Consider the following 21,566-nt stretch of genomic DNA (forward strand, 5'->3'; position numbering starts at 1 on the left):
ATATCCTTTACTGCTGATTTTTCGCTTATAAATGAATTTCAAAAAGTTATATGATTCAAATACTTTTTTAAATAAAAATCCTGCTTTGAAAGCTTTTAACTCTCAACAAATTTGTATTTTTGGCTGGCACATTCGCGAAATGTATAAAGTAGTGAAATAAATCAAACCCTGAATGCATTTTAAACACCCCGAAATTCTATACTTTCTGTTCTTATTGATTGTTCCAGTTTTGGTTCATTTATTTCAATTACGACGTTTTAAAACTTCTTATTTTACAAATGTCCGATTTTTAAAAGAACTTGCGGTTCAAACACGTAAAAGTTCGAAAATCAAAAAGCGCTTATTGCTGGCAACCCGTTTATTGCTTCTAACATGTGCTATTATTGCTTTTGCCCAGCCTTTTTTTCAAGCTAAAGACCGTAAAAATATCTCAAACGAAATGTACATTGTCCTTGATAATTCATTTAGTATGCAGGCGAAAGGCAAAAAAGGAGAATTATTAAAACGTGCTGTTCAGGAATTATTGGAAAATACACCAGAAGCAGCTAAATTTTCATTACTGACCAATACCGAAAACTTCTGGAACACAGATATCAAATCGGTTAAAAGTTCGCTGCAGAATCTAAAATACAGTGCAACTCCATTTGAACTCTCCGCCATAACAGCAAAGATAAAAGCACACAAATCAGCACATAAAAAAGATATTGTTATTATTTCTGATGCTGTTGGTTTAGCTGAAAAAGAGGTGGAAAATATTGATTTCGAAGAAAAGCCTTATTTTATAATTCCTGAAGCAGAACAAAAAAACAACATTTCCATTGACAGTGTTTTTATCAATCAGACTTTAGAAAATTTCTACGAAATAGGAATCAATTTATCCGCATATGGCGAAGATTTCAGACCTGTTTCGATGGCATTGTACAATCAGAAAAAGTTAATTGCCAAAACGATTATTAATTTTGATTCGAAGAAAAAGAAAGTAAATTTCACCATTCCAAAAGAAGCGTTTCATGGTTATGTGACAATCGAAGATAACGCTCTTTCTTATGACAATACACTTTTTTTCAGCATTTCAAAAGCTAAAAAAACAAATGTGATTAGTATTGGAGAACCGGAAAAAGGCGGCTTCTTATCGAGAATTTATACTCCGTCAGAATTCAATTACAAAAATTACTCTATAAGTTCTTTAGATTACAATAACTTAGAAAAGCAAAACACTATAATTCTGAATGAATTAACTGAAATTCCGCAGGCTTTGCAGACGACTTTAAAAACTTTTGTTTCAAAAGGCGGTAATCTGGTTATTATTCCGTCTGAAAAAAGTTCTGTTCCAAATCTAAATACTTTTTTAGCGAATTTTGGAAAAATACAATTCAACAATTTAAAAACACAAAGTAAACTGATCACAAAAATCAATTTTGACCATCCGTTGTTTTCAGGTGTTTTTGAGAATAAAATCACGAATTTCCAGTATCCAAAAACCAATTCTTCTTTTGATCTTTCGAGTCCATACCCTGCTGTTTTATCTTATGAAGATCAAAGTCCGTTTGTGACCATGATTCAGAATGCGGTTGCAGGGATTACTATTTTTGCAGCACCAATAAATAGTACGAATTCTAACTTTCAGCAGTCTCCGCTAATTGTGCCTTTGTTTTATAAAATGGGGCAAAACAATCAAAAAACTGGTGTAAATGCGCTGACAATCGGTAATAATCAGCCTTATTTTGTGGATGTATTATTGAGTAAAGATGCTATTTTAGAAGTCAAAGGAACTGAAGATTCGTTTATTCCGATTCAGCAGATCCTGAACAATAAGGTCAAATTAACTTTCAATGATTTCCCGGAAACGGCCGGAAATTACAGTGTTTTTGATAAAAAAGAATCAGTCGAAAACCTGAGTTTCAATTACAACCGAAGCGAAAGTGATTTGAATCAGGTAAACACAAACGTAGTTTCAGATTTTAAGACTGCCGATACGATTTCAACTATTTTTAATACACTACAAACAGAACGAACTGACAGCCAAATTTGGAAATGGTTTGTTATCTTTGCACTGTTATTTTTAGCATTAGAAATGGCCATTATTAAATTTGTAAAATAGATTTCACTGTCATTTCGACGAAGGAGAAATCACACACGCTGAGAACGAACTATATGGAATTCTGGATGCGATTTCTCCTTAGTCGAAATGACAAAACGGAATCTTTAAGTAAAAAATAAATTTCTCTACATATGAAAATAATCATCAGAAGCGCCAAAATTATCGATCCAGAAAGTCCGTTTCACAATCAGACAGTTGATCTTTTAATTGCAGATGGTTTAATTGAAAAAATAGGAACTTCCATTCTTGACATTGACGACTCAACCGAAGTTAAGCTGGAAAATTTACATCTTTCTCAAGGCTGGTTTGACAGTAGTGTTTCTTTTGGAGAACCTGGTTACGAAGACAGAGAAACTATAGCAAACGGATTGCATGTTGCTGCAAAAAGCGGATTTACAACCATTGCTTTACAACCAAACTCCTATCCTGTAATTGATAATCAATCGCAGGTAAATTTTGTAAAAAACAAAGCAAATGGTTTTGCCACAGAATTATTTCCTATTGGCGCCTTGACCAAAGCCAGCGAAGGAAAAGACATGGCAGAATTGTTTGACATGAAAAAATCCGGAGCCATCGCTTTTGGAGATTACAATAAAAGTCTGGACAACGCCAATCTGCTTAAAATCGCCCTACAATATGTGCAGGATTTTGATGGTTTGGTAATTGCCTATTCGCAGGATGCCAACATCAAAGGAAACGGAGTTGCAAATGAAGGGATTGTTTCAACAAGATTAGGTTTGAAAGGAATTCCGAATTTAGCCGAAGAATTACAAATTTCCCGAAATTTATTTTTACTGGAATACACTGGTGGAAAACTTCATATTCCAACTATTTCCACAGTAAAATCAGTCGAATTAATTAAAGAAGCTAAAGCAAAAGGTTTACAGGTAACCTGTAGCGTCTCTGTACACCATTTAGTTTTGACAGATGAAAAGCTGGAAGGTTTCGATACCCGCTTTAAAGTTACCCCTCCATTGCGTAGCGAAGCTGACAGAACAGCTCTTATAAATGCCGTTTTAGACGGAACCATTGATATGATTACTTCAGATCATAACCCAATTGATATTGAATTCAAAAAAATGGAATTTGATACTGCAAAAAACGGAACTATAGGTTTAGAAAGTGCTTTTGGAGCATTATTAACGGTTTTACCTTTAGAAACTGTGGTAGCAAAATTAACTTCAGGAAGAGACGTTTTCGGTTTAGAAAACAACATCATAAAAGAAGGGGCTAAAGCTAATTTTACATTCTTTACTCCGGAAGGAAAGTCAACTTTTACGAAAGAAAACATTCTTTCAAAATCTAAAAATTCTGCTTTTTTAGGAACTGAAATCAACGGTTTCGTGTACGGAATTTTAAATCATAATCAACTTGTTATAAAATAATTAAAATGAATAATTCAGTAGAAGAAGGAAAATCAATTGCTATTACCAGTTATATTTTGATCATTGGCGTTTTAATTGCGATGTCAATGAACGCTGAAAACAAAAACAGTTTTGCATCTTTTCACATTCGCCAGGCTTTAGGATTATCCATTACTTTTATTTCGCTGGCTTTAATTATCAGTCCTTTTGACAGTTTTTTAATTACTTTTCCAATGTGGATTTGTATGTCTGTTTTATGGACTTATGGAATTTTTAGTGCCATACAAGGACAGACAAGACCAATGCCTTTAGTTGGCGGTTTATACCAGAAATGGTTTAAATCCATTGGATAAAAATCCCAAAAAACAAATTCCAAATTCCAAATCCCAAAAGCTTTGTCAAGGTTAGGCTCCTAAGGAAGCTCCTAACTTATAACTCAAAAATCATAACTTTAATTAAGAATGAATTTATCTTTAGAATATAAAATACAAGAGCCAAAAGTAATTTTAGATAAAAATCCGTTGTTGCTTTTATTACACGGATACGGCAGTAACGAAGCTGATTTATTCTCTTTTGCTACAGAACTTCCGGATCATTATTATGTGATTTCAGCAAGAGCTCCTTATGATTTACAATACGGATCATATGCCTGGTATGCAATCAATTTTGACGCCGACCAGAATAAGTTTTCAGATAATGAACAAGCTAAAATATCTCGTGATACTACTGCAAATTTTATTGATGAATTAAAAGCTAATTATCCAATTGACGCTAATAATATAACTTTAATTGGTTTCAGTCAGGGATCTATCTTAAGTTATGCTACTGCACTCTCCTATCCTGAAAAAATTCAGCGGGTTGTGGCAATGAGCGGTTATTTTAATGAAGAAATTATAAAAGAAGGTTATGAAAAAAATGATTTTAAAAACCTGAAAATATTCGCCTCACACGGAACTGTAGATCAGGTTATTCCAATCGAATGGGCCAGAAAAACGCCTTCTATTTTAGAAAATTTAAATATTCCGGTTACTTATAAGGAATATCCGGTTGGTCATGGTGTAGCACCCCAGAATTTCTTTGATTTTAAAAGTTGGCTGGCAAAATAGTTGCAAACAGCTTATATATAAAATCCGATACATTAACTGTATCGGATTTTATAGTTAATTCTAAAAACAGTATTTTTTATTTTTGATATAACCAGGTTTGATTTACTTCAAAACTTATGTTTTCCTTATCGTCAACAAAGTATTTCAACAATACCTCTCCCCATAATTCACCATTACTGTAATCAGCAATTATCCATCTGTGATTTAATATTTTCACTTTATTGATAATAAATTTATTGGGACCAATTTTATCCTGTCCTGTGTAAGGATTCCCGTTTGGATTTGCATTTAAGTCTAATAATTTTTCAGTCACTACCGGAATCAGCTTTTCATATAAAATTACCTTTCCGCCAGAAGCGCTGTTATCAAAATAATTTTGGGCATTTTCATTGTTTTCCAACGAAAAATAGTTGGATTCAGCCAGTTTTGCCGAAACCAGATGGATGCTGTCTCTAAGCTTTTTCGTCGTTTTATCATATCGTTCTTTTTCAAATTTCACTTCTCTGCTGTAAAACATATAAGTAAAAATATTCATTAGAATTGCTAATAAAAAAAGGTAAAGCATTAAGGATTTCTTCATTTGTAGGTATAATTAAATTGTAATTTCTAAGTTGTCATAAGCCAGGAAAACATTTTCCGGAAGCTGTTTCTGTACTTCTTCATGAAATCCCAAAACATGGCTAATGTGTGTCAGATAAGCTTTTTCAGGTTTTACTAAATGGATAAAATCAAGTGCTTCCTGCAAATTAAAATGCGTATCATGGGGTTCTACACGCAGGGCATTCACAACCAAAACTTTCAGATTTTTTAATTTTTCTGCTTCAGCCTTTTCTATTGTCTTGACATCTGTTAAATAAGCAAAATCATCGATTCTGTAGCCAAAAACCTGCAAGTCACCATGCATGACATTTATCGGAACAGCCATTTTATCTCCAATCGCAAAAGGCTCATTATTGATTACTTCAATTGTTTTTACACTTGGCGCACCCGGATATTTATTTACGGTTTCAAAAACATAATCAAACCGCTTTTTTAAATTCTCAATCACACGCTTGTGGGCATAAACGGGAATTTCCCCTTGCCTGAAATTATAAGGCCGAATATCATCCAAACCAGCCGTATGATCAGCATGCTCGTGTGTGAATAAAATTGCATCAAGTTTTCGACAGCCGCAGGAAAGCATCTGCTGCCTGAAATCAGGTCCGCAATCTACCACATAAGAATGTTCTCCCCATGTAATCCAAATCGATACTCGAAGTCTTTTATCCTTAGCATCTAAACTCTTGCAAACAGGATGATCAATCCCAATGATGGGAATACCTTGAGAAGTACCGGTACCTAAAAAATAAATCTTCAATTGAACTTTTTTTTTACAAAAATAGGGATTATTTCTCTTTCATTAGAACGCTAATTTACTAACTTTGTAACAAATCTATTCAAAATAAAATGGGCACAGAAATAAAACTCAAAGGTGACAAGGTCATCGCTCAGATTCCTTCCATAAAAGACAAAGCATTACGCATTAATTTAAACGAAAATATTTACGGAACTTTTGCAGAAATTGGTGCCGGACAGGAAACTGTAAGACATTTTTTCAGATCCGGAGGTTCGTCAGGAACAATTGCAAAAGCAATGTCTGCCTATGATAAAGATTTTAGTGACGCAGTTTATGGTATCGAAAGCGATGGACGATATGTTACCGAAAACCGACTCAAAAAAATGTTAACCTTTGAAGGAGAGCTAATTGAAGAACGTTTAAGCCGTGAAAAACATCCGAACAAACTTTTTTTTAGTTATGCCAATACGGTTGCCACGATAGATTTTGCTAAGCAGTTTAAAGGTCACGGATGGGTCGGAATCCGATACCAGATTGAACCTGACGAAGCTTATAACGAAATTATTCTTCACATTCGTTTTAAAGAAACCGATGCCCGATTACAGCAGGAAACGTTAGGAGTCTTAGGTGTTAATCTAATTTACGGTGCTTTCTACACATACAATGACCCTAAAAAATTACTTAGACACTTATATGATCATTTAGACAAAGATCAGTTGGAAATCGATACGATTAATTTCTCAGGACCTCGTTTTGCCGATGTTGACAATCGTCTGATGAGCTTGCAGTTAGTTAAAAACGGTATGACTGATGCCGTAATGTTTAATCCGGAAGGAAAGAATATTTTACCGGCAGCAATTTTATACAAGAAAAACCTTCTTGCTTTCAGAGGAAGTTTTCGTCCTGTTACCAATGTAAATGTGGACATGTACAGGAAATCTTTAAAAATGTTTCTGGAAGAAAACAAAGTTGAGAAAGAAAATACTTTAGTCGTTTTTGAAATTACGCTTTCAAATCTGCGTTCAGACGGAGAAATTGATGAACGTGATTTTATGGACAGGGCTGAATTGCTTTGCTCATTAGGACAAACCGTTATGATTTCTAACTTCCAGGAATATTATAAGGTTGTTGAATACTTCTCTAACTATACCAAAGCCCGTATGGGACTGGCAATGGGGGTAAATAATTTAGTTGACATTTTTGACGAGAAATATTACCGCCATTTAAGTGGTGGAATTCTTGAAGCATTTGGAAAATTATTCTACCGCGATATGAAAGTATTTTTATACCCAATGCTGGGCGAGAATGGCGAAATTATTACTTCTGAAAACCTAAAAGTACATCCAAGAATGAAAGAATTATACAAATTCTTTAAATTCAACGGAAAAGTAGTTGATATTGTTGACTATAATCCTAATATTCTAAATGTATTCTCTCGTGAAGTTTTAAAAATGATTGGACAGGGAAAACCTGGCTGGGAACCAATGCTTCCATCGGGAGTTGCTGAAATCATAAAAGAACACCATCTTTTTGGTTATCATCCGGAAAAACAATTAGAACAGAATTAAATTTACTTTATTAAAAATCATAAAAGTCCAAAAGAATCATTCATTTTGGACTTTTTTTTGTAAAATTTATTTCAGTTTACTGCGTTTTTAATTGTAATTTAAATTTAGTATTTTTAATAAAAAACAAACCATGAAAATTATAGCCTTTGCCGGAAGCAACAGCCAACAATCCATCAATAGACATTTGGCCGCTTATGCTGCAAATCAATTTGAAAATGCAGAAATAGAAGTTTTGGATCTGAATGATTTTGAAATGCCTTTATTTAGCGTTGACTTAGAAAAAGAAACAGGCCAGCACGAAACCGCAAAATCATTTCTAAAAAAAATAGAAAGTGCTGATATACTGGTAGTTTCTTTGGCTGAAAATAACGGAAATTACTCAGTTGCTTTTAAAAATATATTTGACTGGAGCTCCAGAATCATAAAAGACGTGTTTCAGCAAAAACCAATGCTATTAATGGCGACCTCCCCTGGCACAAGAGGTGGTGCTTCGGTTTTAGAAATTGCAAAAACTGCCTTCCCAAGATATGGTGCTCAGGTAAAAGGCCTTTTTTCTTTACCTTCCTTCAATGCGAATTTTGACTTGGAGAAAAATGAAATTTCAAATCCCGAATTCGATAATGAACTAAAAACTATTGTAAAAAACAGTTTTAATTCATGAAATTTAAACCATTCTTTTTTGCCTTTATTTTTTTTAATGCCATAACCCTTCATTTGTCCTACTCTCAAAAACGGAATACTGTTGACGGGATTATCATGAAATACCCTAAAAGTTTTGACAGCACCGAAGAATTAGCTCAAAAAATCGACAAGGATTTCAACTCTGATTATGATAAAGCAAGAGCTATTTACAGCTGGATCGCATTTAACATCAAATATGATTATGATGCTTTTTTGAATCCTCCTGCATCAATGCGTTTTTCTTATCGGAATGAAGCGGAAAAACAAAGAAAAATACAAGAGTTTAATAACCAAATAATTCAAAAGGCTTTCAGATCTAAAAAAGCAGTCTGCGAAGGTTTTACTCTTTTATACCAGCATCTAACTGCATTGGTGGGAATTAAATCAGAAATTATCCGAGGTGACTCCAAAACAAGACTTGCTGATATTGGTCGAAAAAGCACTTCTTCAAATCATGCATGGAACATCGTTTTAATTGATGGAAAATGGCGTTTAGTTGACGTTACCTGGGGACAAGGCTATTACGACAGCAGTAAAGGCAGTATGGTAAAAGATTTTGATCCGGTCTATTTTGATACTGAATCTGATTATTTTTTTGCAAAACATTTTCCTGATTCGGGTTTCTTTCTTAACAGAAAATTAAATAAAGATGAGTTTCTAAACGGTCCTTTAATATACAATAAAACTATTGCTGGTGATAATAAAATCATAGCCCCGGAATCTGGAATAATCGAAATCAATAATGGCGATAAAATAACTTTTGCCATTAAAAACATTTCAAAATCAGATCAGTTTTATTACCTCAATAAAAAGAACCAGCCTGTCAGGATAACAAACTCAAAAGAAAAAAGAGGTGTTTTAGAATTTCAGGTTACTTTTGATAATACTATTGGAAATTATATTACATTTTATCTAAACACAAACAGTATTGCTTCTTTTAAAGTAATTCAAAAGTAATAGTACCGCTAACTAAATTACTTTCTTATTTTACTGAATTGATGTAACTTAGTAGTTAATGATAAAATAATAACGCCCAGAATTATGGAAACAACTTTTTTGAAATCAATCTTAGATAATGATTTCTATAAATTTACGATGCAGCACGCCGTAATCAGGCTTTTTCCAAAAGACCGGGTCCGTTATAGTTTTATCAATCGAGGCAAACATACTTTTCCACCAGGTTTTTCCGATTTACTACGAAAATCAGTAGATGCTATGGCAGATCTGAGATTAACCAAAGAAGAAAAAAATTATTTATCACACTACTGTCCATATCTCGATCCTACTTATTTAGATTTTCTACAAGGTTATAGCTACGATCCCTCAGAAGTCGAGATCACGCAGAAAGGCTCAGAAATCAAAGTTACCATTGAAGGCTATTGGTATCGTACTATTTTATGGGAAGTACCCCTGATGGCTTTAATTTCTGAACTTTTTTATAAATCGAATCTTTTAATCCGTTTAAATGATGATGCGATAAAAGAACTGACTAAAAACAAAATCGACAACTACAATAAACTTGGCGTTTCTGTTTTGGAATTTGGAACCAGACGCCGTCATTCTTACGATGTCCATCATTTAGTAAATGAAACGCTGAGAGCTTACGGTTCAGGAAGCTTCATGGGAACCAGTAACGTACATTTTGCCATGCTCAATAACCGCAGACCTTTAGGAACACATGCACACGAATGGTTTATGTTTCATGGTGCACAATATGGTTTTAAAATGGCTAATTCAATCAGTCTTGAACACTGGACACAAGTTTACGGAGGCGATCTCGGAATCGCTCTCACTGATACCTATACAACAAACATATTCTTCAGTCAGTTTGATAAAAAATATTCCAAACTTTTTGATGGGGTACGACATGATAGCGGTGATCCAATAGAATTTGCTCAAAAGGTAATTTCGCATTATACCAAAATGGGAATTGACCCAAAATCTAAAGCGATTGTTTTCTCCGATTCCCTTAATTTTGATAAAGTAAAAATCATAGCCGATTTCTGCAGGGATAAAATCAGGATGTCTTTTGGAATCGGGACTAATTTTACCAATGATGTCGGACTTCCATCGATGAATATGGTCATTAAACTAACGGAAACAAAACCAGACCATGCACATTGGCAAGGCGTTGTAAAACTCTCTGACGAAAAAAACAAAAACACAGGAACACCCGAAATGATTGCGTTAACCCGACAAGTACTCGGGATCAAATAGTCTTTTTTGCTGAAAAATCAGTTTTTTTTATAATTTATTAGACTTATTATTTACAAATCGATTTAAACAGATTTTAAACTGTTATTATTCATAACAAATAAACAATACACTTTTATATTTTACCGATAAATGGTACATTAGCAAAAAATCCTAAATTCATTTATGCTAGAGCAAAATCAATATAACGAAGATAATATTCGTTCACTCGACTGGAAGGAACATATCCGTATGCGTCCAGGTATGTACATCGGGAAATTAGGGGACGGATCATCACCTGATGATGGTATTTATATCTTATTAAAAGAGGTTTTAGACAACTGTATCGATGAGTTCGTTATGGGAGCCGGAAAAACCATTGAAGTAAATATTAAAGACAAAACAGTTTCTGTTCGTGATTACGGACGCGGAATTCCACTGGGTAAAGTAGTCGACGTAGTTTCAAAAATGAATACCGGAGGAAAGTACGATTCTAAAGCTTTTCAGAAATCAGTTGGCTTGAATGGTGTCGGAACGAAGGCGGTTAATGCCCTTTCAAATTATTTCCGCGTAGAATCAGTTCGTGATGAAAAACAAAAAGCGGCGGAATTCTCTGCAGGAAATCTTGTCCAGGAAGAAGATGTAATTGATACAACAAAACGCAAAGGAACAAAAGTAGTTTTTACGCCAGACGAGACGATTTTCAAAAACTATAAATTCCGTTTAGAATATGTGATTAAAATGGTCAAAAACTATTGTTACTTAAACAATGGCCTGACGATTATTTTTAACGGAGAAAAATACTATTCAGAAAACGGACTTCGTGACTTATTAGAACAAACAATTAATGAGGAAGATTTAGAATACCCGATTATTCATCTAAAAGAGCATGACATCGAAGTTGCGCTGACACACAGTAAAACGCAGTACAGCGAAGAATATCACTCTTTCGTAAACGGTCAGAATACCACACAGGGAGGAACGCACTTAGCCGCTTACCGTGAGGCCGTTGTAAAAACAATTCGTGAGTTTTACAATAAGAACTTCGAAGCATCAGATGTTCGTAAATCAATTGTAAGTGCGATCAGCATCAAAGTAATGGAACCAGTTTTTGAGTCTCAGACCAAAACCAAATTAGGTTCTACCGATATGGGGTCAGATGATGGAACTCCAGCCGTTTCTGTTCGTACTTTCGTTAACGATTTCATCAAAACGAAACTTGATAATTACCTGCATAAAAACCCAACAACTGCAGATGCTTTATTACGAAAAATTCTTCAGGCTGAACGTGAGCGTAAAGAATTGTCAGGAATTAGAAAACTGGCGACAGATCGTGCTAAAAAAGCCAATCTGCATAATAAAAAATTAAGAGACTGCCGTGCGCATCTTCCAGATACCAAAAACCCAAGAAACTTAGAAAGTACGCTTTTTATTACCGAGGGAGATTCGGCTTCCGGATCGATTACGAAATCACGTGATGTTAATACACAAGCGGTTTTTAGTTTGCGTGGTAAGCCTTTGAATTCATACGGAATGACTAAAAAAATTGTGTATGAAAACGAAGAATTCAACTTGCTTCAAGCTGCATTGGATATCGAGGACGGATTAGAAAAATTACGTTACAACAACATCGTAATCGCAACCGATGCCGATGTCGACGGAATGCACATTCGTCTGCTTTTGATTACGTTCTTTTTACAATTCTTTCCAGAATTAATCAAAGAAGGACATTTGTATATTTTACAAACGCCTCTTTTTAGGGTTCGAAACAAGAAAGAAACGATTTACTGTTATTCTGAAGAAGAAAGAAAAGAAGCAATCGAAAAACTAAAACCAAAGCCAGAAATCACGCGATTTAAAGGTTTGGGAGAGATTTCTCCAGATGAGTTTAAGAACTTTATCGGAGACACGATTCGTCTTGATCCAGTTATGATGGATAAACATACTTCCATTGAGCAGTTGTTGTCTTTCTACATGGGTAAAAATACTCCGGACAGGCAAGAGTTTATTATCAAGAATCTGAAGGTGGAAATTGACGAACTGGAAGAAATATAAAAAATGGAAAAGAAGAAATTAATTTACGCTGCACTAGTTTTTATTGTAAGTTTTGCAATCACTTATGTTTTAATTAAAAATTATAAAAAGAGTCAGAATACAATTGAAAACATTCAGGTTAAATAAGATTACACTGATTTTTTGATAGTAACTAAAAAGCCTGCAAGATAAAATAAACTACAGTTGTATGAAGAAAATAATATTTTTGATTGTTATCCTTTCCTTAGTTTCTTGTAAAAATGAAAAAGCAAAAGAAACAGCAGAAATAGAAGGAACTCCTATTGCTAAATCAGTTAGCAAAATGATTCACAAAAGAGAATTTCCCATCAAAGACTTTTCAAAAATTGAATTGATTTCCTATTATGATAGAATTTCTTGGGATACTATAAAACATAAAGGAAAGCAACCATTTGTAAAAGATTTAGTTGATAATTATAAGTTGACTTTTGATACTACAATGATAGAAGAGAGAGTAACTTTGAATAAAATTCAGGAAAAAGAACTTTTGAATTTAATTTTGTGTGACACCTGCGTTCCTGAAGAAATGAGTGCAGCTTGTTACAGACCCAGACATTTGATTTTATTTAGAGATCAAAAAAACAGAATTATCGGTTATGATGAGTTTTGTATAACTTGTGTAGGTTCTAGAAATTCTGCAAATCTAGATGGATTTCAAAAATATTGCTACTCAGATATGAGTGATTTTTTTCGAAAATCTGGGATAAAACTTTTTGTTGATTATGATGATGAAAAAAAAGAATATGAGATTTTAAGAAAAAAAGGATATTTAAATTATAGCGTTAAATAAAAATACTGAAATAATTCAGCATAAAAATGAAAGACGAAGAAGACGATAACATAATTCCAAACGACGACGAGAATAATCAGGATGAAAACCAAATTGATGACAATCAAAATGGAGATGACGATGAGATTATCGACGTAGATGCTAAACACTTTGAAGGGCAGCATTTTTACGAAAATCAGGAAGAAGAAGGCGAAGACGTGATTACGAAAGTAACCGGAATGTACAAAGACTGGTTCTTGGATTACGCTTCGTACGTAATTCTGGAACGTGCAGTTCCTGCTATCGAAGACGGATTCAAGCCTGTACAGCGTCGTATTATGCACTCGCTTAAAGAGCTGGATGATGGTCGTTATAATAAAGTTGCCAATGTTGTAGGTCACACAATGCAGTATCACCCACACGGAGATGCTAGTATTGGTGACGCTATGGTGCAAATTGGTCAAAAAGATTTATTGATTGACTGCCAGGGAAACTGGGGTAATATTTTAACAGGCGATGGAGCAGCAGCTTCGCGTTACATCGAAGCACGTTTGTCAAAGTTTGCTTTGGAGGTTTTATATTCTCCAAAAATTACAGAATGGGGCGTTTCGTATGATGGCAGAAAAGCCGAACCCATCAATCTTCCGGTAAAATTCCCATTGCTTTTAGCTCAGGGAGCAGAAGGTATTGCGGTTGGACTTTCTACAAAAGTTTTGCCTCATAATTTCAACGAATTAATTGACGCCTCGATTAAAATCTTAAAAGGAAAACCATTTACGCTTTATCCTGATTTTATGACGGCTGGTATCGCCGACGTTTCCAACTATAACGACGGAATGCGCGGCGGACGTGTGCGTGTACGTGCTAAAATTTCACAGTTAGACAAAAATACACTGGTCATTACACAGATTCCGTTTTCTACCAATACCTCAAGTTTAATTGACAGTATTTTGAAAGCCAATGAAAAAGGTAAAATCAAAATCAAAAAAATTGAAGATAATACGGCAGCTGATGTTGAGATTTTAATTCATCTTTTCCCGGGAGTTTCGCCAGACAAAACAATCGATGCTTTGTTTGCATTTACAGCCTGTGAGACTTCAATTGCACCTTTAGGATGCGTAATTGAAGATAATAAGCCGTTATTCATTGGTGTTTCGCAAATGCTGAAGATTTCAACTGAAAGAACAGTTGATTTGCTTAAACAAGAGCTCGAAATTCAATTAGAAGAGCTCAAAAATAAGTGGCATTTCTCTACTTTGGAGAAAATCTTCATTCGTGAAGAAATGTACATTGATTTCAAATTATACGGTGACAGGGAGTCCCTTTACAAATATTTGTATGACCGTTTCGAGCCTTTCAAAAAATCATTTGTAAGAGAAATCAACGATGAGGATTTACAAAGACTGACTCAGATTCCAATGATTCGTATAACCCGTTTTGACTCAGATAAAGCAGACGAATTGATTTCGAGATTAGAAGAAGAAATGAAAGAGGTTGAATACAATCTGGAGCATCTTACCGATTTTGCTATTGCCTATTTTACCAAATTAAAAGAGAAATACGGAAAAGGACGCGAACGTCAGACTGAACTTCGTGTTTTTGATAATGTTGAAGCCACAAAAGTTGTTTTACGCAACACCAAATTATATGTAAACCGCGAAGAAGGCTTCGTAGGAACCAGCTTAAAGAAAGACGAATACGTCGGTGATTGTTCTGATATTGACGATGTCATTGTTTTTTTGCGCGATGGTACAATGATGATTACAAAAGTGGACGCCAAAACGTTTGTTGGAAAAGATATTATACATGTTGCCGTTTTTGATAAAAGCGATAAACGTACCATTTACAACATGATTTACCGAGATGGAAAATCCGGACCATCTTACATTAAACGTTTTAACGTTACCGGAGTTACCAGAGATAAAGCATATGATTTAACGAATGGAACCAAAGGTTCTCAGGTTGTTTATTTTTCGCACAATCCAAATGGAGAAGCTGAAGTGGTGACAATTTTATTGCGCCAGATTGGAACCATCAAAAAACTGAAATTTGATATTGATTTTGCGAAATTAGCTATTAAAGGACGTAGTTCGAAAGGAAATCTGGTTACCAAATATCCGATCAAGAAAATCGAATTAAAAGAAAAAGGAATTTCGACTTTATTGCCTAGAAAAGTCTGGTTTGATGACACGGTAAAACGTCTAAACGTTGACGGAAGAGGAGAATTACTGGGCGAATTCAAACCAACCGACAAAATTTTAGTTATCAGTCAATCTGGAAAATTAAAAGTTATTATCCCAGAGCTATCGACTCACTTTGAAGAAGATATGATTGTACTGGAGAAATGGAAGCCTAAAAAACCGATTTCTGCTATTTATTACGATGGTGAAAAAGAGCGCTATTTCTTAAAACGTTTCCTGGTAGAAAATGAAGGAAAGGAAGAAAGTTTTATTACCGATCATCCAAATTCTCAATTAGAAATTGTATCTACCGATTATCGTCCCGTGGCACAATTGGTTTTTGCAAAAGTAAAAGGAGTGCAAAAAGAAGATCTTCATATAGATGTAGCAGACTTTATAGCTGTAAAAGGTTTTAAAGCTTTAGGAAATCAATTAACAACAGAAAAGTTAAGACAAGTCAATTTATTAGAACCGCTTCCTTATGAAGAACCTGTTGAAGAAGTTCCGGAAAGACCTGAAATTTCAGAAGACGATCCTGTAGAAACTGAATTAGATGACGACGGTCAGATTGGCTTGGTTTTGGAATGACAGTTCAAATAAAAATAAAAATAACCAAAATGCCCTTCGAAAAGGGCATTTTTTATTGTAATTTATACATTATTATTATTTCAAAATTTGAGCTGCATGCTCTTTTGTTTTAACCTGCGAAATAACCTCATCGATTATTCCGTTTTCGTCAATTACGAAAGTGGTCCTGTGAATTCCGTCATATTCTTTTCCCATGAATTTCTTTGGTCCCCAAACTCCAAAAGCATTGATTACTGATTTGTCTTCATCTGCCAAAAGCGGAAAAGGAAATTCGTATTTGTCTTTGAATTTCAATTGCGCCTTCTGACTATCAGCGCTTACACCCAAAAGTTCGTAATTATTAGCTTTAAAACGCTCAAAATTATCCCTTAAATCACAGGCTTCTGCTGTACAACCCGGTGTGCTCGCTTTGGGGTAAAAGAAAACAACCAGCTTTTTTCCTTTATAATCTGCCAGTGTATGTGTTTTTCCGTCCTGATCTGTTCCTGAAAAATTGGGTGCTTTATCCCCTTTTTGTAATGTCGTCATGTTTTATAATTGTTAATTATGAATTGTTACTTGTTTTCTGCCCCGGATTATAGTGAAAACCCCGGAATTGTGAGAGTTTACATTTTTTGCATTAAGAAAGCGACCTGCGGAAGCTCTTGTTAATGCTTAAAAATGTTACTTTGACAATGAGGAGTTGAAACGGAAAGCCGGATTAGGCACATCATCAAAATTATGCTATTTTTACGGTAATAAAAATACGGAAATGAATAAAGAAGCCCGAGTACAATTTGTTATAAATACGTTAAAAGAGCTCTACCCTACTATACCTGTCCCGCTTGACCACAAAGATCCCTATACGTTATTGATTGCTGTATTGCTTTCAGCACAATGTACAGATGTCCGCGTGAATCAGATTACCCCTTTATTATTTGCTAAGGCTGATAACCCATATGATATGGTAAAAATGTCTGTAGAAGAAATTAAGGAAATTATTCGTCCGTGCGGGTTGTCACCAATGAAATCAAAAGGAATTTACGGATTATCTGAAATTTTAATTGAAAAACATAACGGAGAAGTTCCTCAGAGTTTTGAGGCTCTTGAAGCTTTGCCGGCTGTTGGCCATAAGACAGCAAGCGTGGTAATGTCTCAGGCATTTGGGGTTCCGGCATTTCCGGTTGATACACATATCCATAGATTGATGTACAGATGGAATTTATCAAATGGGAAAAATGTAGTTCAGACCGAAAAGGATGCAAAAAGGCTTTTCCCAAAAGAATTATGGAACGACCTGCATTTACAAATTATCTGGTACGGCCGTGAATATTCACCTGCAAGAGGCTGGAGTCTGGAGAAAGATATTATTACCAGGACTATTGGTAAAAAATCAATAATAGAAGAAGCTGCTAAAAAGTAAATTTAGCAGCTCCAATATATTATTTACTATTTTTCAAAGTATTATATTCGTTCGTCATTTCCAAAGCTTTGTAGATGCCTAAAAGTGATTTTTTTGCTTCTTCGTTGCTTGGCTCGATAAGTAACGCCTTTTTAAGAAATGGGATTGCACTTTTCACAATTTCATCTTTTTTAGCATTTAATTCGTCATACTGCTTTACTTCTTGTGGAGTATTCCCCAATGCATTCATCTGATCCAACAATCTCTTTTTCAATTCCATTTTAACAAAAACAATGTTAATGCAGCAATTAATACAATTAGGATTTACCTGTAAAGCATCCTGATAATTTTTTTCTGCATTAGCAAAATCATTTCTCTCTAAATATGAAAAAGCGAGATTAGTTAACACTTCTTCTCTTTTGGAAGGAGGCGAAAAATTTCTGGGTTTCTCATATACACCTTCACTGACGGCCAAATCACGCGCACCTAAAGAAACGAAAGCATCTTCTAATTTTGTCTTTTTATGAGTTGCATAAAAAATAGTCCCTGTTCCTGTATAGTTCCTTTTTTTTAGTTCCTCGTAATATTTAATAGATGAAACATAATCTTTACCTGTTAGGGAAGCTGCTGCTGCATTGTATAAGTTTAAGGTATCTTTTTTATCAAATAAGTAAACTTCATAACTCTTATCAGCACTTTCTTTGTATTTCCCTTCTTTGAAATCACTAATTGCCCCTTTAACGAGTTTTGATTTAATATCTTTTAAAGCTAAATCTGCCTTAAAAGCATATTTGTAATGACGCGAATCATTTTCATACAAAAGTACGTCCTGGTATGCACCAGAAGCCAATGTGAAATTATTTTTAGGATCTATGTTCTTATTCGCTAAATCTTTATAACTATTTCCTTTTAAGTAAAAAAAATCTGATTTGGTTGCGTCTGGGGCATTGACGATAAGATATTCAATTTTTTTTAAAATTGTTAATGATTCTTCAATTTTTCCTTTATCGTAAAAAGACTGAGCTTCTTTTATTTGATCTTTTTGGGCAAATACCCCAACATTAACCAATAATAGAAAGGATAGTATTTTAATATTATTTTTCATTTTTTGTTGAGTTTGGTTATTTAAAAATTGATAATTGAATGTGGTATACATTTAAAGGAGGCAAACAAAACAAAATAAATTATCGTAGTTTTTTTTCATAGATATCACAATTGATGCTTTAAATTTTATTTTATTATTTTCTTTTCATCTAACTCATTTCTAATCCGACAAATTTAGATTTATTGATTGGTACAAAATAAAAGCTTTTTTTCAATAACCTAAAGGCAAAAATCAGGCAAACTAACAAAGCACTAAACTTTAACACCGTACTAATAAAAATCTTAATTAAAGTACAATTTCTTTAACTAATTAAAAATTTAAGATTGATTATCTATTTTTATCATAAAATAAATTATTGCATAAAAAAGCTCACTATCCGTATTTTCATACGAATAGTGAGCTTTCAACCAAAACGCCAATTGGTTTTTCTTTCGAAATAAAAAATCTTGATAAAGCTTAAGCCTTTAAGTTTAAATTTTAAACTACTAAGAGCCTGTTTAGATTTTATCTAATTGCTTTTTACGGCTTATTTTCCGCTATATTTCGTTAAATTTACTCAAAAATAAGTCTATTATTCTTTCAAAATTTGCCTCATCTATCGAAAAATAATCTCATAAAAATCTAAATATTTAAATTTTAAACAGGCTCTAAGTCTTTTTTAAACAATAATGCCTAATAAAGTTCATTGTTATTAATTACTAATTCCCTTTAGAGAATTATACTCTTTTGTCATATCTAAGGATCTGTAAATCCCTAAAAGCATCTTTGTAACTTCTGGATTTTTTGGATCGATAGTAAGTGCTTTTGTAAGATACGGAATAGCACTTTTTGTTATTTCATCTTTTTTTGCGGACAATTTATCATACTCGAGCATTTCTTTTTTAGAATTCCCCAAAGCATCAATCTTGTCTATTATTTCTTTTTTTGATTCTAGCTTTAAATAAGCCAGATTGACGTATGCATCAATATAATTAGGATCTAATTCTAAAAGATAATTATAGGTCGCCTCTGCTTTTGCTAATTCCTTTCTCTCCAAATAAGCATAGGCTAAGTTTCTATTTACCTCGAACTTTTTGGAAGGAATAGCTTCATTTCTCGGTTTTTCATAAAGTCCTTCCTGAATATAGGACTCTCTTGCTTTTGGAGAGATAAAAGCTTCTTCTTCTTTTGTTTTCTTATTCGTTGCATAATAAAGAACTCCATTTCCTGAAAAGTTGATTTTTTTTAACTGCTCATAATATTGGATGGCCAAACCATATTCCTTTGCATTTATATAAGCAGCCGCTGCATTGTATAAATTCATTGTATCCTTTTTATCGAATAAATATACTTTATAGCTCTTTTCTGCACTCTCTTTAAAATTACCTGCGTTAAAATCACTAATTGCGCCATTAACAAGTTTTGACTTCATATCTTTTAAAGCCAGGTTTGCTTTTACGGAAAGTTTGTATTTACCAGCTTCATTTTCATATAAAATTACATCCTGATAAGATTGAGATGCAGCGGAAAAATTATTAGCAGCATCAATATTTTTGACTGCCAGATCTTTTAACACATTGCCTTTTAAAAAATAAAAATCTGATTTTTCTTCATCCGGGGCGTTTAGGATTAAATATTCTGTCTTTTTTAAAATTACAATTGCCTCCTCAGATTTCCCTTTTTCAAACAAAGACTGGGCATCTTTTATTTGAGACTTTTGAGAATACACTCCAACATGTATCAATACTATTGATAACATTATAAATTTTAATTTCATGTTTAGATTAGTTTGATAGTTAATAGATTTTGGGCTGCGTTTAGATGCAAAACTGTAGGCTTGTAAATCTTGGATTTAAAAGCTTCATCAAACTAGATAGAAAAATTAGGGTAGTTTTTTATCATATCAACAAATTTTATACGGTTAGACATTCACTACATATAAAAAAATCATTTTTTAACTTAATTAAAATTATAAATGTTTTTTTTTATATCATTTTTTGAGGGTAATTTATTTTTTAGCTAAAAATAGAATTAAAAAACGAATACACAAATAAAATACAAATTATTTTTCACAAGGCCCTTCAAAAAGAAATAATTCGTTAAAAGAATAAGTTCTTTTTATAGCAGCATTTCGTATTACAAATACTCTCAATGCCTGTAAGAGTATAAACTTAGTTTATAAAAAAACTCACTATTTGTATTTGCATACGAATAGTGAGCTTTCGACCAAAACGACCATTTGGTTCTCTTTCGAATAAACATCCGACAAAAGTAGTGGGCTGCTTAATTAGCTATAACTTCAAAACTTTTATTATCGATTTTCACAACTTTTAAAGCTTGTGAATAACTTAATAAAAAAGAAACGACTTCTTTGTTTGGTTTTAAATCTTTAGAAGCTAATGTCTTTTTAGAGTAAATTTTCGCCATACTATGAAAATGCTTTTATACCAGTATAACGCTACAATATCTAAAATAGTATTAGCTGGTTAAAATAATTTGATACTTGTCGATAATTTTTCTTAAATTCATTAGCGCATAACGCATTCTGCCTAATGCTGTATTAATACTTACACCGGTTAATTCAGAAATTTCTTTAAAACTCATGTCCTGATACATTCGCATTATCAATACTTCTTTTTGATCTTCAGGAAGTTCCTGAATCAGTTTTTTAAGATCAACTTCAACCTGATCCAGAATCATTTTGCCTTCAATAGTTAAAGAATCATCAGACATAATCGAAAAAATCGAAAACTCTTCTGTTTCTCTGTACATTGGCATTTTTTTGGTTTTGCGAAAATGATCCACAATTAAATTATGAGAAATTCGCATCACCCAGGGAAGGAATTTACCTTCTTCGTTATATGAGTTGGATTTTAAAGTTTTAATAACCTTAATAAAGGTATCTTGAAAAATATCATTTGAAATATCTCTATCAGCAATCTTAGAATATATGAATCCATAAATTTTAGACTCATGCCTTTTTATTAATGTTGCTAAAGCATTTTCATTGCCTTCAACATAATTTTTAACCAATAGAGCGTCAGGAATATACAGATCAGCCATAATATACTACTTTTTTAGTTATTTAAAATTTGGAGTAATTTTCTAAAAAGTAATTTTATTGTATAGGCTTATCTTTTTG

Annotated in this window: 20 protein-coding genes; 13 read left to right on the top strand and 7 right to left on the bottom strand. The window is 33.4% G+C overall.

The annotated features are described in order from the left end of the window. Positions 1-172: 172 nt before the first annotated feature. From ACNC7R_RS14990 to ACNC7R_RS15005, 4 genes are all read left to right on the top strand, one after another. Positions 173-2,101, top strand: a complete 1,929-nt coding sequence (locus ACNC7R_RS14990) for a BatA domain-containing protein (protein WP_417941881.1) — start codon at positions 173-175, stop codon at positions 2,099-2,101. Between the two features lie 131 nt (positions 2,102-2,232). After that, complete coding sequence (locus tag ACNC7R_RS14995; RefSeq protein WP_417941882.1) at positions 2,233-3,486, top strand: dihydroorotase; 1,254 nt, start codon at positions 2,233-2,235, stop codon at positions 3,484-3,486. Between the two features lie 5 nt (positions 3,487-3,491). Next, a complete protein-coding gene (locus ACNC7R_RS15000) occupies positions 3,492-3,818 on the top strand; it encodes a hypothetical protein (RefSeq protein ID WP_417941883.1) in 327 nt (108 codons plus the stop codon). Between the two features lie 108 nt (positions 3,819-3,926). Next, positions 3,927-4,571, top strand: a complete 645-nt coding sequence (locus tag ACNC7R_RS15005) for an alpha/beta hydrolase (protein ID WP_417941884.1) — start codon at positions 3,927-3,929, stop codon at positions 4,569-4,571. 76 nt (positions 4,572-4,647) lie between these two features. Here ACNC7R_RS15005 and ACNC7R_RS15010 read toward each other — a convergent pair whose 3' ends face one another. Beyond that, entirely contained in the window at positions 4,648-5,151 is a 504-nt protein-coding gene (locus tag ACNC7R_RS15010) for a hypothetical protein (protein WP_417941885.1), read from the bottom strand. Positions 5,152-5,163: 12 nt separating this feature from the next. Next, the gene (locus tag ACNC7R_RS15015; RefSeq protein WP_417941886.1) at positions 5,164-5,928 is read right to left on the bottom strand and encodes an MBL fold metallo-hydrolase; all 765 of its coding nucleotides are present in this window, start codon (positions 5,926-5,928) and stop codon (positions 5,164-5,166) included. Between the two features lie 89 nt (positions 5,929-6,017). Between ACNC7R_RS15015 and ACNC7R_RS15020 the strand changes: the two genes are divergently transcribed. From ACNC7R_RS15020 to ACNC7R_RS15055, 8 genes are all read left to right on the top strand, one after another. Beyond that, positions 6,018-7,475, top strand: a complete 1,458-nt coding sequence (locus tag ACNC7R_RS15020) for a TonB-dependent receptor (protein WP_417941887.1) — start codon at positions 6,018-6,020, stop codon at positions 7,473-7,475. Between the two features lie 130 nt (positions 7,476-7,605). After that, positions 7,606-8,136, top strand: a complete 531-nt coding sequence (locus ACNC7R_RS15025) for an NADPH-dependent FMN reductase (RefSeq protein WP_417941888.1) — start codon at positions 7,606-7,608, stop codon at positions 8,134-8,136. Beyond that, a complete protein-coding gene (locus ACNC7R_RS15030) occupies positions 8,133-9,113 on the top strand; it encodes a transglutaminase domain-containing protein (protein WP_417941889.1) in 981 nt (326 codons plus the stop codon). The genes ACNC7R_RS15025 and ACNC7R_RS15030 overlap by 4 nt, the downstream gene beginning before the upstream one ends. A gap of 84 nt (positions 9,114-9,197) precedes the next feature. After that, the gene (gene pncB, locus ACNC7R_RS15035) at positions 9,198-10,373 is read left to right on the top strand and encodes a nicotinate phosphoribosyltransferase (protein WP_417941890.1); all 1,176 of its coding nucleotides are present in this window, start codon (positions 9,198-9,200) and stop codon (positions 10,371-10,373) included. 162 nt (positions 10,374-10,535) lie between these two features. Next, positions 10,536-12,404 (top strand): DNA topoisomerase IV subunit B, encoded by a 1,869-nt coding sequence (locus ACNC7R_RS15040; RefSeq protein WP_417941891.1) that lies wholly within the window; start codon positions 10,536-10,538, stop codon positions 12,402-12,404. Positions 12,405-12,407: 3 nt separating this feature from the next. Beyond that, positions 12,408-12,530 carry a hypothetical protein gene (locus ACNC7R_RS15045; RefSeq protein ID WP_280115297.1) on the top strand — a complete coding sequence of 41 codons (123 nt, stop codon included), beginning with the start codon at positions 12,408-12,410 and terminating at the stop codon, positions 12,528-12,530. 61 nt (positions 12,531-12,591) lie between these two features. Next, positions 12,592-13,212, top strand: a complete 621-nt coding sequence (locus ACNC7R_RS15050) for a hypothetical protein (protein ID WP_417941892.1) — start codon at positions 12,592-12,594, stop codon at positions 13,210-13,212. Positions 13,213-13,238: 26 nt separating this feature from the next. Then, positions 13,239-15,959 carry a DNA gyrase/topoisomerase IV subunit A gene (locus ACNC7R_RS15055; protein ID WP_417941893.1) on the top strand — a complete coding sequence of 907 codons (2,721 nt, stop codon included), beginning with the start codon at positions 13,239-13,241 and terminating at the stop codon, positions 15,957-15,959. Positions 15,960-16,034: 75 nt separating this feature from the next. Here the strand turns inward: ACNC7R_RS15055 and bcp are convergent, their stop codons facing one another. Next, positions 16,035-16,487, bottom strand: a complete 453-nt coding sequence (bcp, locus tag ACNC7R_RS15060) for a thioredoxin-dependent thiol peroxidase (protein WP_223681594.1) — start codon at positions 16,485-16,487, stop codon at positions 16,035-16,037. Positions 16,488-16,710: 223 nt separating this feature from the next. Between bcp and ACNC7R_RS15065 the strand changes: the two genes are divergently transcribed. Beyond that, positions 16,711-17,361 carry an endonuclease III domain-containing protein gene (locus ACNC7R_RS15065; RefSeq protein WP_417941894.1) on the top strand — a complete coding sequence of 217 codons (651 nt, stop codon included), beginning with the start codon at positions 16,711-16,713 and terminating at the stop codon, positions 17,359-17,361. A 19-nt stretch (positions 17,362-17,380) separates the two neighbouring features. Here the strand turns inward: ACNC7R_RS15065 and ACNC7R_RS15070 are convergent, their stop codons facing one another. The 4 genes from ACNC7R_RS15070 to ACNC7R_RS15085 form a co-directional block, all read right to left on the bottom strand. Continuing rightward, positions 17,381-18,445, bottom strand: a complete 1,065-nt coding sequence (locus ACNC7R_RS15070; RefSeq protein WP_417941895.1) for a tetratricopeptide repeat protein — start codon at positions 18,443-18,445, stop codon at positions 17,381-17,383. A gap of 691 nt (positions 18,446-19,136) precedes the next feature. Then, positions 19,137-20,201 carry a hypothetical protein gene (locus tag ACNC7R_RS15075; protein WP_417941896.1) on the bottom strand — a complete coding sequence of 355 codons (1,065 nt, stop codon included), beginning with the start codon at positions 20,199-20,201 and terminating at the stop codon, positions 19,137-19,139. 506 nt (positions 20,202-20,707) lie between these two features. After that, positions 20,708-20,851, bottom strand: a complete 144-nt coding sequence (locus ACNC7R_RS15080; RefSeq protein WP_223681598.1) for a hypothetical protein — start codon at positions 20,849-20,851, stop codon at positions 20,708-20,710. 51 nt (positions 20,852-20,902) lie between these two features. Beyond that, the gene (locus ACNC7R_RS15085; protein WP_417941897.1) at positions 20,903-21,487 is read right to left on the bottom strand and encodes an RNA polymerase sigma factor; all 585 of its coding nucleotides are present in this window, start codon (positions 21,485-21,487) and stop codon (positions 20,903-20,905) included. Positions 21,488-21,566: the final 79 nt, after the last annotated feature.

The organism is Flavobacterium adiutor (genome assembly GCF_048282555.1).
Taxonomy (GTDB): domain Bacteria; phylum Bacteroidota; class Bacteroidia; order Flavobacteriales; family Flavobacteriaceae; genus Flavobacterium.